The organism is Phenylobacterium sp. Root700 (assembly GCF_001429025.1).
In the GTDB taxonomy this organism is placed as follows: Bacteria; Pseudomonadota; Alphaproteobacteria; order Caulobacterales; family Caulobacteraceae; genus Phenylobacterium.
In genome coordinates this window covers 46,189-61,045 of record NZ_LMHT01000005.1, presented here as the reverse complement: position 1 = coordinate 61,045, position 14,857 = coordinate 46,189, and the positions used below count along the sequence as shown (strand labels likewise).

The 14,857-nt window shown below is 68.8% G+C and carries 10 protein-coding genes; 5 read left to right on the top strand and 5 right to left on the bottom strand.

Annotation, left to right across the window (positions count from 1 at the left end; translation table 11 throughout):
* Positions 1 to 126 precede the first annotated feature (126 nt).
* From ASE02_RS01815 to ASE02_RS01805, 3 genes are all read right to left on the bottom strand, one after another.
* Positions 127 to 1,323, bottom strand: a complete 1,197-nt coding sequence (locus ASE02_RS01815) for an alanine racemase (protein ID WP_056730571.1) — start codon at positions 1,321 to 1,323, stop codon at positions 127 to 129.
* A 74-nt stretch (positions 1,324 to 1,397) separates the two neighbouring features.
* Positions 1,398 to 1,889, bottom strand: a complete 492-nt coding sequence (locus tag ASE02_RS01810) for a RidA family protein (protein ID WP_056730569.1) — start codon at positions 1,887 to 1,889, stop codon at positions 1,398 to 1,400.
* Positions 1,890 to 1,943: 54 nt separating this feature from the next.
* Entirely contained in the window at positions 1,944 to 3,536 is a 1,593-nt protein-coding gene (locus tag ASE02_RS01805; RefSeq protein WP_082601824.1) for a flavin monoamine oxidase family protein, read from the bottom strand.
* Positions 3,537 to 4,213: 677 nt separating this feature from the next.
* Here ASE02_RS01805 and ASE02_RS01800 point away from each other — a divergent pair.
* A complete protein-coding gene (locus ASE02_RS01800; RefSeq protein ID WP_235536565.1) occupies positions 4,214 to 6,694 on the top strand; it encodes a TonB-dependent siderophore receptor in 2,481 nt (826 codons plus the stop codon).
* A gap of 54 nt (positions 6,695 to 6,748) precedes the next feature.
* Here ASE02_RS01800 and ASE02_RS01795 read toward each other — a convergent pair whose 3' ends face one another.
* Complete coding sequence (locus ASE02_RS01795) at positions 6,749 to 7,285, bottom strand: GNAT family N-acetyltransferase (RefSeq protein WP_056730563.1); 537 nt, start codon at positions 7,283 to 7,285, stop codon at positions 6,749 to 6,751.
* 105 nt (positions 7,286 to 7,390) lie between these two features.
* Here ASE02_RS01795 and ASE02_RS01790 point away from each other — a divergent pair, with 105 nt between their 5' ends.
* Positions 7,391 to 8,764, top strand: coding sequence for an L-serine ammonia-lyase (locus ASE02_RS01790; RefSeq protein ID WP_056730650.1), 1,374 nt, complete (start codon positions 7,391 to 7,393; stop codon positions 8,762 to 8,764).
* On the opposite strand, the gene ASE02_RS01785 is transcribed toward ASE02_RS01790, so the two are convergent.
* On the bottom strand, positions 8,765 to 9,400 hold the full coding sequence (locus ASE02_RS01785; protein WP_056730561.1) for a TetR/AcrR family transcriptional regulator: 636 nt from the start codon (positions 9,398 to 9,400) through the stop codon (positions 8,765 to 8,767).
* A gap of 154 nt (positions 9,401 to 9,554) precedes the next feature.
* On the opposite strand from ASE02_RS01785, the gene ASE02_RS01780 reads away from it, so the two are divergent.
* From ASE02_RS01780 to ASE02_RS01770, 3 genes are read left to right on the top strand one after another with little or no spacing between them, the layout of a single operon-like run.
* Entirely contained in the window at positions 9,555 to 10,586 is a 1,032-nt protein-coding gene (locus tag ASE02_RS01780) for an efflux RND transporter periplasmic adaptor subunit (RefSeq protein ID WP_235536564.1), read from the top strand.
* On the top strand, positions 10,583 to 13,675 hold the full coding sequence (locus tag ASE02_RS01775; protein WP_056730557.1) for an efflux RND transporter permease subunit: 3,093 nt from the start codon (positions 10,583 to 10,585) through the stop codon (positions 13,673 to 13,675). Before ASE02_RS01780 ends, ASE02_RS01775 begins: the two co-directional genes overlap by 4 nt.
* Entirely contained in the window at positions 13,672 to 14,838 is a 1,167-nt protein-coding gene (locus tag ASE02_RS01770) for an MFS transporter (RefSeq protein ID WP_082601823.1), read from the top strand. Before ASE02_RS01775 ends, ASE02_RS01770 begins: the two co-directional genes overlap by 4 nt.
* Positions 14,839 to 14,857 lie beyond the last annotated feature (19 nt).

The window sequence follows — 14,857 nt, the reverse complement described above, 5'->3', positions numbered from 1 at the left end:
CACGATCTCCAGCGGCTTCTTGGCTTCGAAAGCGACGGCGGCGCGGGTCTTCATGGCGTCCTCAGGGGCTGGCGGTGGTCCCCCTCCCCTACGCCGCGGCGCCGGGGAGGAAAACCCCTCGCGGGCTCAGCGCGCCGTCCGCCGGGCGTCGATCGGCCAGACCTCGACGCCGCCGGCCTCATCCACCACGTACATCGCGTCATAAAGGTTGATGGTCGGGTCGATGTGGCCCGGCTGCAGCCAGACGATGTCGCCGACCTTGGGCGCATCAGTCGGCCAGGCGATGGCGGCGTCCTCGTCGGTCTGGGAGATCGCGCTCGCGAAGGCCAGCGGGCCCGAGCCCGCCGCGCGCAGCACGCCCATCATCTGCGGGTGGAAGATCGCGCCATGCTCATCGCCCATCGGCCGCCACCGCGCGCCGCTTGGGGCGCCGGCCGCGATCCGCGCCGGCGGTCCGTCGACCGAGTGCGCCTTGAGGCCCAGGTCGCAGACCGCGTGGGTCTTGTGGCGGGCCGAGACCACGCTGGCGGCCAAGAACAGCGCCTGGGAGAAGGCCCAGGCCTGGCCGTCCGGCGCGCCGCAGTCCTCGTATTCCACATCCATGAAGGCGTAGGAGCCGGCCTGAAGTTCGGTGAACACGCCCGAGGCCAGGTCCTCGCTATAGGTGCCAGTCCCGCCGCCGGTGACGACGCCGGGCTTCAGCCCCGCCTCGGTGAGTTCGCCGACCAAGGCGCCCAGCCGCTGGCGGGTGACGGCGCAGGCGGCGCGGCGTTCGTCCAATTCGGCCATGTGCTGCAGGTGGCCGAGATAGGCCTGGATCCCGCGATATTCGAGACCCGGCGAACCGGCCGCGACCTTCGCCAAGGCGGCGACCTGCTCAGGCGGAACGCCGGTGCGATGGGTGCCCAGGTCGATATCGACCACCAGCCCCACGGTGACGCCGGCCTCGGCCGCCGCCTTTGACAATCGCGCGATCTGGATCTCGTCGTCGGCCACGACGGCGATACGCGTCCCGCCCTTGGCGATGGCGGCGATACGCGCCGCGCCCCAGGCGCCCGGCGGCGAGGTGATCAGCAGGTCGGCGATCCCGGCGGCGGCGAAGGTCTCGGCCTCCCCCACCGTCTGGCAGCACAGGCCCACGGCCCCCAGCTCCACTTGGCGGCGACCCAGGGTCGAGCACTTGTGCATCTTGCCATGCGCCCGCAGTCTCACGCCGGCGGCGTCGCACAGGCCCTGCATGGCCGCGAGGTTCTGCTCCAGGGCGGCCTTGCGGACGACCAAGGCGGGCGTCATCGGCGGCTGGAAGTCGGTCGGCGGTCCCATGGTCCCCCTCATCTGAAATCGCGGCCGACAGATGAGAGGGTTTTGCGGCCTGACGCCACCTCGAAACCGTCAGGTCATTTCTTGGGCTTGGCGGCCTGGACCTCGATCTCGACCATCATGCCGGGCGCGACCAGGGCGGCGACCTGGCTGGTGATGCGGGCGGTCTTGCCCGGCTGGGCGGCGGTTCCGTAAAACTGGTTGTAGCCCTCCATCATGCCGGCGAAGTCCATCTTGCCGCCCTTGGCCGGATCGCCGACCAGCAAGATCCGCATCATGAAGACGTCGCCGTGGGTCAGGCCCTCGGCCGCCAGGATGGCCTCGATCCGCTTCAGGACGCCGATGGTCTGGGTCTTGGTGTCGCCGAACTCGACCGGCGTTCCGGCCGGGGCCCCGGCGTTCAGCGCCGGCGGCGTGATGCCGCTGACGTACATGACGTCGGTTCCGGCCGGCACGACCACCGCCTGCAGAATGGGCGAGGTCGGCGCGCCGATCCGCTTGACCTGGGCCGCGGCCGGGGTGGCCGCCGCCAACGCCAGCAGGGCGGCGGGCAGGATGAACTTTCGCATGAACTCAATTCCTATGAATGGACTTGGCTATTGGGCCGATAATGTCGTCGCAGATCAAGCGGCGTCGCGCGTTTCCACCACCGCCCGGTCCTTCACCTGGCCGGTGAGGGCGGCGATGGTGCGTTGGGCCGAGAAGATCGCGCCCTCCTGCCAACCGGGCGTCTGGCTGAGATGGGCGCCCGAAAAATGGACGCGGCCGTGCGGCTGGTTCAGCAGGCGGTACTCGGCCGAATCGAAATGGCCCTCCTGCGCGCCGCCCCGCTCGCCCCAACGCGGCCACGGCCCCATGTTGAAGGGGATCTTGCTCCAGTTGACCACCACCGGATTGGTCAGTTCGCCCTCGTGGCCGGGATGCAGCTTACCGACCACGCCGCGCGCGATGGCGATCTGCTCGGCCATCGGGCGTTTGGCGAAGGCCTCGGCGCGCGGACCCGATCCGTAGCAGGCGAGCAGCATGCCGCGCGCGGTGTGCAGACCGTTGGACGGATACCAGACCAGGCTGGTGTCGCCGCCCACGAAGGAGAGCCCGCCATAGATCTGCTCCTTCTCCCAGAAGCGCGGCGAGTCGAAGCCGATCTTGTTGGAGAAGTCGTTGGGCACCGAGGCGATGGCGCTCTTCACCTCCTTGCCGAAATTGTTGTCGATCTTGGCCAGCAGGGCGAGCGGCAGGGTGATGATCGTGTAGTCGCCCTCCGCCACCTGGGTCTTGCCGCTCACCCGGTCGCGATAGGTGACCTTCACGCCCTTGCCGTCGGCGCGGATCTCGGTGACCTCGGCGTTCTTGATGATCGGGCTCTTGATTGCGCGCTCGAAGCCGGCGGGGATCTGGTCCATGCCGCCGACCGGCTGGAACATCGTCGCCTGCATGTTGATGTTGTCTTCAAACAGGGTCGCGCCCAACTGCGGGTGGTTGATCAGGTCGCGGAACGCGGCCGGATCACGCGCCTTGGCGAACTGGTCGGCCGCGCCCGGCGCCTGCGTCAGACCCGAGCGCTCAGTGCCCTTGAAGGCCATGTCGTCGGTGAGGTCGCCATAGGCCTTCAGGAACGGCAGCAGCTTTTCCTTGTCCTGCAGCGACAGGTCCTGATCGAGCGAGCCTTTGTTGACCGCCTTGGCCAGCAGCTCGGAAATATAGCCGCGGGTGTCGTTCACCCCCTGGCGCATCTGTAGCCGCTTGCCGCCCTCGGCCCAGAGATAGGCGCTGCGGCTGGAATTGATCTCCACCTCCAGCGGCACGCCGAGCTTTTCGCAATAGGACAGCAGGCCCTGGTGATGGCTGGGAATCCGGGCCGGCCCAGCGTTCATATAGAGGCCGTCGGCGAACGAGACCGTCTGGGTCTGCTCGCCCACCATCTCCACCTTCGAGCCGTTGCGCAGCGTCCAGTTGCGCCCGCCGAGCCGGTCGCGCGCCTCCAGCAGCGTCACCGAATATCCCGCCCGCTCCAGTTCGTAGGCGCAGACCAGTCCGGCGATGCCGCCGCCCAGGATGACCACCCGTTTGCCGCGCCCGGCGTCGGCCGCCATGGCCGGCGTCGCGGCCGAGGCCACAGCCCCCATCAGACCCAGGGTCCGCATCGCGGAATAGGCGGCGCCATAGCCGCCAGTCGCACCCACCCGGTGCAGGAAAAGACGTCGACTAATCCCCATCACTCAAATCCCCGAACGACCACCAAGGCCGCCATGACCGACTGCGCGGGGACCGGCTTCAAGCGCCCTGCGCCGGTTCAGGTGCAATCGCCCGTGGTTTGATCAAACTTGGGGCGCCGGGGCCTCAATATTCCGCACCCGATGCACGGCACTTTCCAACAACCACCTCCGCCGCCTGGTCATGAACAAAATTTCAGCGGCGAAACTCGCCACATTGCTCAGATAGCAACCATCAATCACGCAGATATCGCCGCACAACTCCTGACGGGGTGGCCGCGTTGACATGTCCAAAATTTCATGTCGAGCCTTATACAGCTTTCATATGCATCCACGCCGATTGTGGATCGAAGGCATATTGTAAAAATACAAAATATGACTTCCGAGGAAACAAACAGGCCGGGCCTAACTCCACTATATCGGGAGTGATCGGCATGGTTATGCGTACGAGATCGTTCCGTCGCTATATTGTTGCGACATATACGACTCATGAGTCGACGCCAAAAATATACAGGCGTTAGTCAACTTAGTTTTCGACGACACAAACTGCGCGCATTGGCGCGACAGGTCGCGATTGCTTGAGCCCAGACCTCTGAATTCGAACCTGAAACCGGGGCTGTGAAGACCGGCGGCCGCTTTGGTTCGCCTTGTTGTGGGGGCAATAAAAGATGAGAAAAACCATGCGTATCGGACTGCTCGCGGGCGTCTCTCTCGCGACTCTATTTGCGACTGGCGCGGCCAGCGCGCAGACCACCACCGCCGCGGCGGCCGAGCTCGACGTGCTGATCGTCACCGGCACGCGCACCACCGGACTGCGGGCCATCGACAGCCCGGCGCCCATCCAGGTGCTCGACGAAACCGCGCTGCAACGGGTCGCTCAGTCGGACCTGATCCAGGCGATCGCCCAGAACATCCCGTCCTTCAACGCCCAGGCGTTCGGCGGCGACGCGGCGAACCTGACGCTGTCGGCCAAGCTGCGCGGCCTCAGCCCCAACCACGCCCTGGTGCTGATCAACGGCAAGCGCCGGCACGGCACCAGCAACCTGGCGGTGCTGGGCGGACCGTTCCAGGGCGGCGCCACCGCCGACCTGAACTTCATTCCACTCGGCGCGGTCAGCCACATCGAGGTCCTGCAGGACGGGGCCGCGGCCCAGTACGGCACCGACGCCATCGCCGGCGTCATCAACATCATCTTGAAGGACGACCCCGACGGCGGCTCCATCGTGCTGTCCGGCGGCAAGTACATGGACGGCGGCGGCCTGACCGGCGACGTCACCGCCAACCTGGGGATCACCCCCATCGACGGCGCCTATCTGAACCTCACCCTGGAAAGCCGCTGGCACGACCACACCTTCCGGGGCGACGTCGATCCCCGGGTGCTGAATACGCCGTTCAACACCGCCTCGACCTCCCGGCTGTCGCGCTATCCGCAGATCGCGAACGCCGCCGACTATCCGTACATGAACCAGATCGCCGGCGACGCCGAGTACCGGCTCAACATCTTTTCCTTCAACGCCGGCTACGAGATCTCCGACAATCTCGAGGTCTACAGCTTCGGCACCTACGGGGTGAAGTACGGCGCGGCCTTCGAAAACTACCGGGTCCCCAACCTGGTCGTGGGCAAGGACGGAACGGTTCCCCGCCCCTTCGGCTTCAGCCCGAAGATGGCGCTGGAGGAGACCGACTACGCCATGTCCGCCGGCATCAAGGGGATGATCGCCGACACCTGGAACTGGGATCTCTCCACCACCTACGGCCGCGACGAGATCGGGATCAACGTCCTCAACTCCTTCAACCGCTCGCTCTATATCGACACCTCGACGGCGACGACGTCGGGCTACTCGCCCAGCGACTTCCACGCCGGCGACTTCATGGCCAGCCAGTGGACCACGACCCTCGACGTTTCGCGGGAATACGACGTCGGCATGGCCCAGCCGCTCAACATGGCGTTCGGCGCCGAGTACCGGCGCGAGGAGTATGAGATCAAGCCGGGCGACCCGGCCTCGCGCTACAAGGAAGGCTCGCAGTCCTATCCGGGCTTCGCGCTCACCGACGCCGGCGCCCACAGCCGTGAGAACTGGGCGATCTACGCCAATGGCGCGCTCTCCCCGATCGAGGCGCTGAAGCTCGACGCCGCCATCCGCTACGAGCACTTCAGCGACTTCGGCGAGACCACCGTCGTCAAGGGTACGGCGCGATACGACTTCAACGACGCCTTCGCCGTTCGCGGCACGGCCAGCACCGGGTTCCGCGCGCCGACCCTGGCCGAGTCGTTCTATTCGGCGACCAACGTTTCGCCCACGGCGGCGTTCGTGCAGCTCCCGCCCAACTCGGCCGCCGCCCGACTGGTCGGTATCGACGGCCTCGACCCCGAGAAATCCACCAACTTCAGCGGCGGCTTCGTCGCCCATCCAGGCGGCGGCGTCACGATCACCTTCGACGCCTACCAGATCACCGTCGAGGACCGGATCGTCGGGTCGGGCTCTCTGTTCGGCTCCGGCGGCGCGCTCAACCTGGCCGCTGTCCGCGACGCCATCCTGGCCAACGGCAATGTCCTGGATCCCACCGTCACCCAGACCGGGATCACCATCTTCACCAACGGTCTGGACACCCGGACCCGCGGCGCCGAAATGGTCCTGACCGCTTCATCGGACTTCGCCGACTACGGCTCCGTGCAGTGGTCGCTGACCGCCAACTACAATGCGACCAAGGTGACCAAGATCGCCGCGCCTCCGGCCCAGCTGGCCGGCGCGTCGCTGTTCAGCCCGACGACCATCGCCAACCTGGAAGACGCCTCGCCGAAGTACCGCTTCGTCGCCGGCGCGCTCTGGACCTGGGACAAGCTGTCGGTGAACCTGCGCCAGGCCCTCTATGGCCCGTCGTCCGGACTCACCAGCCGGACCGGCGCGGTCTATTACAAGACCAAGATCGACGCGACCTTCATCACCGACCTGGAGGTCTCCTACAAGGTCACCGACCAGATCAAGCTCGCGGTCGGCGCCAACAACCTGTTCAACACCTATCCGGACAGGGTGAACCAGCAGCTGCGCGACGAGTATTTCCAGACCAACAACAGCGCCCACGTGACCCAGTACCCGACGTTCTCGCCCTTCGGGATCAACGGCGGCTACTACTATTCGAAGCTCAGCTTCACCTTCTGAAACCGGCGGGCGGCCCGCAAGGGCCGCCCCATCCCTGTGCGCCGCTGCGCGTCCTCAGATCGCCTTGCCCATCCGCACCAGCGGCACGCGCAGGCCGGTGGAGGTCTCCGCCTCGAACGGCTCGATCCGGTGATAGCCGCAAGCGGCGTAGAGCGGCTCCCCGCCCAGGGTCGCGGCCATCTCGCAGGTCTTGAAGCCCTCGGCCCCGGCCTTCTCCTCGCACAGCGCCAGGATCAGCCGGCCGACGCCGCGCCGGGTGAAGGCCGGGTCGGTGTACATCGCCCGCACCCGAGCGGCCTGCGTCGCCGGATCGAGCAGCGCGGCGTCGCGCCCGCTGGTGTGGTCGCCGCCGAACAGGGTCGCGCGCCGGCTCCAGCCGCCGCAGCCGGCGATCTGGCCATCCGCCTCGACCAGGAAATAGGTCCCGTCGGCGATCAGCTGGGTGTCCAGGCCCATGACCTCGTGCGAGGCGGCCACCTCCTCCGGCGACAGAAACGCCGGCAGCAGCTGACTGATGGCCCGCTCCATCAGCACCTTCAGGACGGGGATATCGGCCGGCGTCGCCAGGCGGGAGGTCAGGGGACAGGTCATGCCCAACCCCTAGCGAAAATGCGCCGAAGCGTCACGCCCGGGGCCGCCCACAACCATCGCATGCCCCGCCTTGGCGTGGTTCGCGCAATGCCGTACCAACAGGCCATGACCAGCGCGTTCGATCTGTTCAAGTTGGGCGTGGGGCCGTCGAGCTCGCACACCATGGGTCCGATGACCGCCGGCGCTCGCTTCCTGGAGCGGCTGGCCGGCCTAGGACTGCTGGCCCGAACCACGCGGGTCGAGATCGCGCTCTACGCCTCGCTGGCCCTGACCGGCCGGGGGCACGCCACCGACCGAGCGGTGATCCTGGGCCTGGCCGGCTTCACCCCGGCCACCATCGACCCCGACGCGGCCGACGCCGCCCTGGAGGCGATCCGCGCCGGCGGCCTGCTGAAACTCGGCCCCGAAGGCCCGCAGATCGGCTTCGACGAGACGCGGGACATTCTCTGGCAAGGCCGCACGCGCGTCCCCCAGCACCCCAACGCCGTGGTGTTCCGGGCCTTCGCCGGCGAGAGCCTGCTGGTCGAGCGGCTCTATTTCTCCGTAGGCGGAGGATTTGTCGTCGACGAGGACGAGATGGCCGCCAACGCCGCCCCGATCCGCGCCGTGCCGCTGCCCCATCCCTTTGCGTCCGGCGCCGAACTGCTCGCTCAGGCCGAGGCGGCGGGCATGACCATCGCCGAGCTGATGTTCGCCAACGAGACAGCGATCCGCAGCCCGGGTGAGGTGAACGCCGGCCTCGACGCGATCTTTACGGCCATGGAGGCCTGCATCGACCGCGGCGTGCGCCAGGAGGGCTGCCTGCCGGGCGGGCTGAACGTCCGCCGCCGCGCCCGCCAGATCCTCGCCGAACTGATGAGCAAGGTCGAACGCAACATCTCCGACCCGCTCGCCGCCCTCGACTGGGTCAATCTCTGGGCTCTGGCGGTCAACGAGGAGAACGCCTCCGGCGGCCGCGTGGTCACCGCCCCGACCAACGGCGCGGCCGGCCTGCTGCCGGCGGTGCTGCGCTACTACGACCGCTTCTATCGCGGCGACGCCGAGGGGCGGCGCACCTTCCTGCTGACCGCCGCCGCCATCGGCGCGCTCTACAAGCGCAACGCCTCGATCTCTGGCGCCGAGGTCGGCTGCCAGGGCGAGGTGGGCGTGGCCTGCTCGATGGCCGCCGCCGGCCTGACCGCGGCGCTGGGCGGCACCAACCAGCAGATCGAGAACGCCGCCGAGATCGGCATGGAGCACAACCTCGGCCTCACCTGCGATCCGATCGGCGGCCTGGTCCAGATCCCCTGCATCGAACGCAACGCCATGGGCGCGGTGAAGGCCATCGACGCCTCGCGCCTGGCGCTGCTGGGCGACGGCCAGCACACCGTCTCGCTCGACAAGGTGATCGCCACCATGAAGCGCACCGGCGAGGACATGAGCGAGATCTACAAGGAGACCTCGCTGGGCGGTCTCGCCGTCAACATGGTCGAGTGCTGATCAGGCTTTCCACACACCCCGCGCCATCAGCTTGAGATGGCTGGAGATCAGCAAATCGCGCTCCACCCACGGGAAGCCCGGCTTGGCGATCAGCAGCGACACCAGCCCATGCATGCTGGACCAGACGCTCTGGGTCAGGGCCGACGGCTCGACATCGATCGTCAGCCCCCGACCGTGCAGTTCGGCCAGTTCCCGGAACAGCACCCCGTAGGTCGACTGGGTCTCCGGTGAGAGCGTCACGTCCTGGGGCTTCCACCACGCCTTGATCTGCACGCTCTCGGACATGAAGGCGATCCGGTACATCTCCGGGTGCTTCAGGCCGAAGTCGATATAGATCCGCAGCATCTGCATCAGGCATTCGGGCGTCTCGATCGGCCCCCGGTCACCGTCCGCCAAGCTCTGCGCCAACAGGGCGAAGGCGCGCCCGTGCAGCTCTCGGCCGATGTCGTCCTTGGTCGGGAAATAGGCGTAGAGCGTCGGCTGCGAGATCCCGACCGCCTGGGCGATCTGCCGCGTCGAGACCGCGTAGGGCCCGAATTCCGTGAACAGTTTCAGCGCGGCGGCGAGGATCTCCTCGCGCCGCTCCGCCCCCTGGCCCTTGGCCTTGCGGGGTGAACGTGAGCCGGACGTATTCATCCCTGCATGCCTGTCATGAGCCCCACCGGCTTGACAATCCCACATTATCGATCACTGATCACCTATCACTGATTGGTTACAGGAGATACCGGTGCGTATTGGGCGTTTTCAGAGACCACGCCTCGTTCGCGCCGGTGCGGTGGCGGCCATCAGCTTGGCCGCCACCGCCGCTTGCGGCAAAGCCGACAAGGTTGCGCAGGCCCCGCCGCCGCCCTCGGTCGAGGCCGTCGCGGTGCGCAGCCCCGCCGACGGATCGGTGCTGGTCGCCACCGGCCCGCTGGAACGCCGCCGCGAGATGACGCTGTCCTTCCGCATCCCCGGCGTAATCACCGCCCTCAATGTCGATGACGGCGATGTCGTGCGCGCCGGCCAGGTGCTGGCCAGCATCGACCCGGCCGGGGTCGCCGCCGCCGAGGTCCGCGCCGGCGTCGAGGTCGAACGCGCCCGCCGCGACCTCGCCCGCGACCAGACCCTGTTCGAGAAGGGCTTCGTCTCCGGCCAGCGCCTGGATGACCGCAAGAGCGCCCTGCGCGCCGCCCAGGCCGGCGCCGGCGCGGCGGCCTTCGACCGCCGCTGGGCGCGTCTCATCGCTCCGGCCAGCGGCGTAGTGCTGCAACGCACCGCCCAGGCCGGCGAAGTCGTTCAACCGGGACAGGCGGTGCTGCGCATCGCCGATGAAACCAGCCCGCTCACCCTGCGCGCGCCCCTGGCCGATCGCGACGTGTCCCGCGTCCGCGTCGGCCAGAGCGCCAGCGTGCGTATCGACGGTCTCCCCACCGTCGTGCCCGGACGTGTCACCCGGGTAGGTGAGCGGGCCGGCCCCCAGACCGGGGCCGTGGATGTCGAGATCGAGCTGATCGGGACCCACCCGCTGCGCTCGGGCCAGGTGGCGACCGCCCAGATCACCGTCGCCGCCTCGGCCACGCCGGGCATGTCCCGCGTGCCCGCCGAGGCGATCCTGGAGGCCAAGGACAAGCAGGCCTTCGTGCTGGTGGTCGACAAAGACGTGGCCCGCCGCCGCGCGGTGACCTTCGGCGGCTTCGATGGCGACGACGCCTTGATCGCCGGCCTGCCGCCTCAGGCGCGGGTGATCACCGCCGGGGCCGGCTTCGTCGGCGACGGCGAGAAGGTCCAGGTCGTCGATCCGAAGCGGCTGGAGATGGCGAGCGCCGGAGCCGCGCGATGAGGTTCGACATCGCCGCCTTCGCGGTCCGCAACTGGCAGTTCACCCTGGTCGCCTTCGGGCTGCTGGCCATGCTGGGCGTCAACGCCCTGATGACCACGCCGCGCTCGGAAGACCCCCACTTCCCGATGCCCATCATCATCGTCCACGCCGTGTTGCCGGGCGCCGAGCCCGCCGAGATGGAGCAACTGGTCGCCGACCCGATCGAGGACGCCCTCGACGGCCTGGACGACGTCGCCAAGATCACATCCACCAGCCTCGACGGCGCGGCCGTGGTCGCCGTCGAGTTCGACTGGAGCGTCAATCCGGAGCGCAAGTACGACGAGGTCGTGCGCGAGGTGAACGCCCTGCGCCCCAACCTGCCGGCCGGCCTCGCCCGTCTGGAGATCCGCCGCGCCCGCACCACCGAGGTCGCCATCGTCCAGGTCGCCCTGGTTAGCGACCACTTGCCGATGCGCAGGCTGGAGAAACTGGCCGACCGCCTGCGCGAACGGCTCGACCGGACGCCCGGCGTGCGCGAGGCCCGCTATTGGGGGGCGCCGACCTCCGAGGTGCGGGTCGCCGTCGACCTGCCCCGCCTGGCCGCCCTGCAACTGCCGCCCACCGCTGTCGCCGACGCCCTGCGCGCGGCCGGCGCCGAGACGCCCATCGGCGCGGCCCACGCCGGCGACCGACGCTTTAACGTCAAGGCCGGCGGGGCCTTCCGCGACCTCGCCACCGTGGCCGACACCCCTGTCCGCGCCATCGACGGCCAGGTGGTCCGCGTCAAGGACGTCGCCACCGTCACCTGGGCCGAACAGGAGGCCAGCCACCTGGCCCGCTTCAACGGCCAGCGCGCGGTCTTCGTCACCGTCGCCCAGAAAGACGGCGCCGACGTCGCCAAGGTCACCAAGGGCGTCGAAGCCGCGTTGGCCGACTTCGAGAAGGTGCTGCCCGCCGGGGTCAAGCTGGAGACCGGCTTCGTCCAGGCCAAGAATGTCGAGCATCGCCTCTCGCGGCTGTTCCGCGACTTCGGCCTGGCCCTGGCCATCGTCATGGTCACCCTGTTGCCGCTCGGCCTGCGGGCCGGCGGAGTGGTGATGCTGTCGATCCCGCTGTCGCTGCTGATCGGCCTGGCTATGCTCCAGGCGCTCGGCTTCACGGTGAACCAGCTCGCCATCGCCGGCTTCGTGCTGAGCCTGGGCCTGCTGGTCGACGACTCCATCGTCGTCACCGAGAACATCGCCCGCCACCTGCGCGAGGGCGCCAGCCGGTTCGACGCCGCCATCAACGGCACGCGCCAGATCACGCTCGCCGTCATCGGCTGCACCGCCACCTTGATGTTCGCCTTCCTGCCGCTGCTGGCCCTGCCCGGCGGTTCGGGCGCCTATATCCGCTCGCTGCCGGTGACGGTGCTCTGCACGGTCGGCGCCTCGCTAGTGGTGGCCCTGACCATCATCCCGTTCCTGGCCAGCCGGATGCTGTCGCGCAACGAGGACCCGGAGGGCAACGCCATCCTGCGCGCGGTCAACGGCGCCATCCACCGCTTCTACACCCCGGTCCTGCACCGCGCCCTGGCCCGCCCCTGGGCCGCCTTCGCGATCATCGCGGCGATCTGCGCCACCACCGTGCCGCTGCTAGGCGCCATCGGGTCGAGCCTGTTCCCGCCCGCCGAGACCCCGCAGTTCCTGGTCCGCATCGAGACCGCCGACGGCACGGCGCTCGCCAAGACCGACCAGGCGCTGCGCTATGTCGAAAAGCGCCTGGCCGCCACGCCGCAGATCACCTGGAGCGCCGCCAATCTCGGGCGCGGCAATCCGCAGATCTTCTACAACCAGCAACAGCGCGAGACCCAGACCAGCTACGCCGAGGTCTTCGCCTCGCTGAAGGCCTGGGAGCCGGGCAAGAGCGAGACGGTGCTCGACCGCTTGCGCGCCGACTTCGCCCGCTATCCCGGCGCGCGGATCAGCATCGTCACCTTCGAGAACGGCCCGCCCATCGAGGCGCCCGTCGCCGTGCGCATCACCGGCGAAAACCTGGATGTCCTGAAGGCCCTGGCCGCCCGCGCCGAGCAGGTCATGAAGGCGACGCCCGGAACCCGCGACATCGAAAACCCCCTGCGCCTCGACCGCACCGACATCGACCTTGGCGTCGACGAGGCCAAGGCCGCCGCCCTCGGCGTGCCGGCCGGCGGCGCGCGCCGCACCGCCCGCCTGGCGCTGTCGGGCGAGGACGCCGCCCGCTACCGCGACCCTGACGGCGACGACTATCCGGTGCGGGTCCGCCTGCCGATGGAGGGCCGCAACGAACTCTCGGCCTTGGCCCAGGTCTATGTCCCAACCCAGAACGGCCAGTCCACGCCGCTGTCGGCCGTCGCCGAACCCCGGTTCCGGTCGAGCCCGGCGCGCATCACCCGCTACGACCGCGAGCGGACAGTGACCGTCACCTCCTACGTCCAGACCGGCCACCTGACCTCCAAGGTCGCCGCCGACGTCCAGGCCAGGCTCGCCAAGGACCTGCCGCTTCCGGCCGGCTACCGCCTGTCGATGGGCGGCGAGGCCGAGGCCCAGTCGCAGAGCTTCGCCGGCCTCGGCGCGGCGATCCTGGTGGCGATCTTCGGCATCCTGGCGATCCTGGTGCTGGAATTCGGCAAGTTCCGCACCGCCCTGGTGGTGGCCGGCGTCATCCCGCTCGGCCTGTTCGGCGCGGTCGCCGCGCTGTGGCTGACCGGCCACTCGCTGTCCTTCACCGCCACCATCGGCCTGATCGCCCTCATCGGCATCGAGATCAAGAATTCGATCCTGCTGGTCGACTTCACCGAACAGCTCCGCAAGGGCGGCATGGGCCTGCGCGAGGCCCTCGAGAAAGCCGGCGAGGTGCGCTTCCTCCCCGTGCTGCTGACTTCGGTCACCGCCATCGGCGGACTGCTGCCGCTGGCCCTGGAAGGCTCGGGCCTCTACTCGCCGCTGGCCATCGCCATCATCGGCGGGCTGGTCACCTCGACCTTCCTCAGCCGCGTCGCGACCCCGGTGACCTACTGGCTTCTCTCACGCGGCGAAGAGAAGAACTCGGTCGACTTCGAGGACGTTGACGTCGAAGCTCAGGCCGCATGAACCCACGCGTATTTGTTTTAGCCCTTTCAACATTCTCATTCGGATCCAGCGCCTTCATTTTCGCAGGCCTGCTGGAATCCATGGCCGTCGACCTCGGCGTCTCCACCGGCGCGGTGGGGCAGCTCCAGACCGCCTATGTGCTGACCTCGGCCCTGGCCGGCCCGCCGCTGGCCATGCTGCTGGGCCGCCGGGAGCGTAAGGCGGTGCTGCTGACAGCGCTGGGCGCCGCTGTCGTCTTCAGCCTGCTCTGCATGTTCGCGGCCAATTTCAGCCAGCTGCTGGTGCTGCGCGCCATCCTCGGCGGGATCGCCGCCCTGGCCGGCCCCGCCGCCTCGACCATGGCCGCCAGCCTGGTCCCGCCCGAGCGGCGCGGATCGGCCATGGCCACGGTGATGGGCGGCATGACCATCGCCTTCCTGCTGGGCATCCCGCTGGGCAGCGTGGTCGGCGCGGCGCTCGGCTGGCGCTCGACCTTCGCGCTCTCGGCCCTGCTCTCGGTCATCGCCTTCGCCGCCGTCGCCGTCTTCATCCCGCGCGTCGAGGCCCCGGCCCCGATGCGGGGCGGCAAGCTCGCCATCGGCGTCGCCGCGCCGCTCTGGGCCGCGACCTTCCTGGCCTTCGGGGCCAACATGACCATCTCGACCTATATCGCCCCGATCATCCGCCTGCAGACCGGGATCACCGGCGCGGGCGTCGGGGCCTTCCAGCTGGTGATCGGGGTCGGCAGCTTCGTCGGCCTCTGGCTCGGCGGCCGTAGCGCCGACCGCGGCAAGGGCGGCCTGTCGGTCGCGCTCGGCTTCCTGGCCCTGGCCGTTGGGGCAGGCCTGCACGAGCTTGAACTGCTCGGCGGCGCGCCGGAGGGCGCGGCCACCTACGCCGTGGTCTGCCTGGCGATCCTGATCGCGGCGACGGCGCTGTTCTCGATCATGCCGGTCGTCCAGACCCGGCTGGTGGAGGCCCTGCCGACCGCGGCCCCGATGGCCCTGGCCCTCAACGGCTCGGCGGCGTCCTTCGGCCAGGGCCTGGGCGGCGGTCTGGGCGGCGCGATGCTGACCAACTACAGCGCCCCGGCCCTGACCACGGCGGCCATGGCCGTGGCGGTCATCGGCGCGATCTTCTGGGCGGCGACATCGGGCCGCGTGAAGCAGGTGGCGGCGGCCTAAATCCCCTTCCCACGATGCT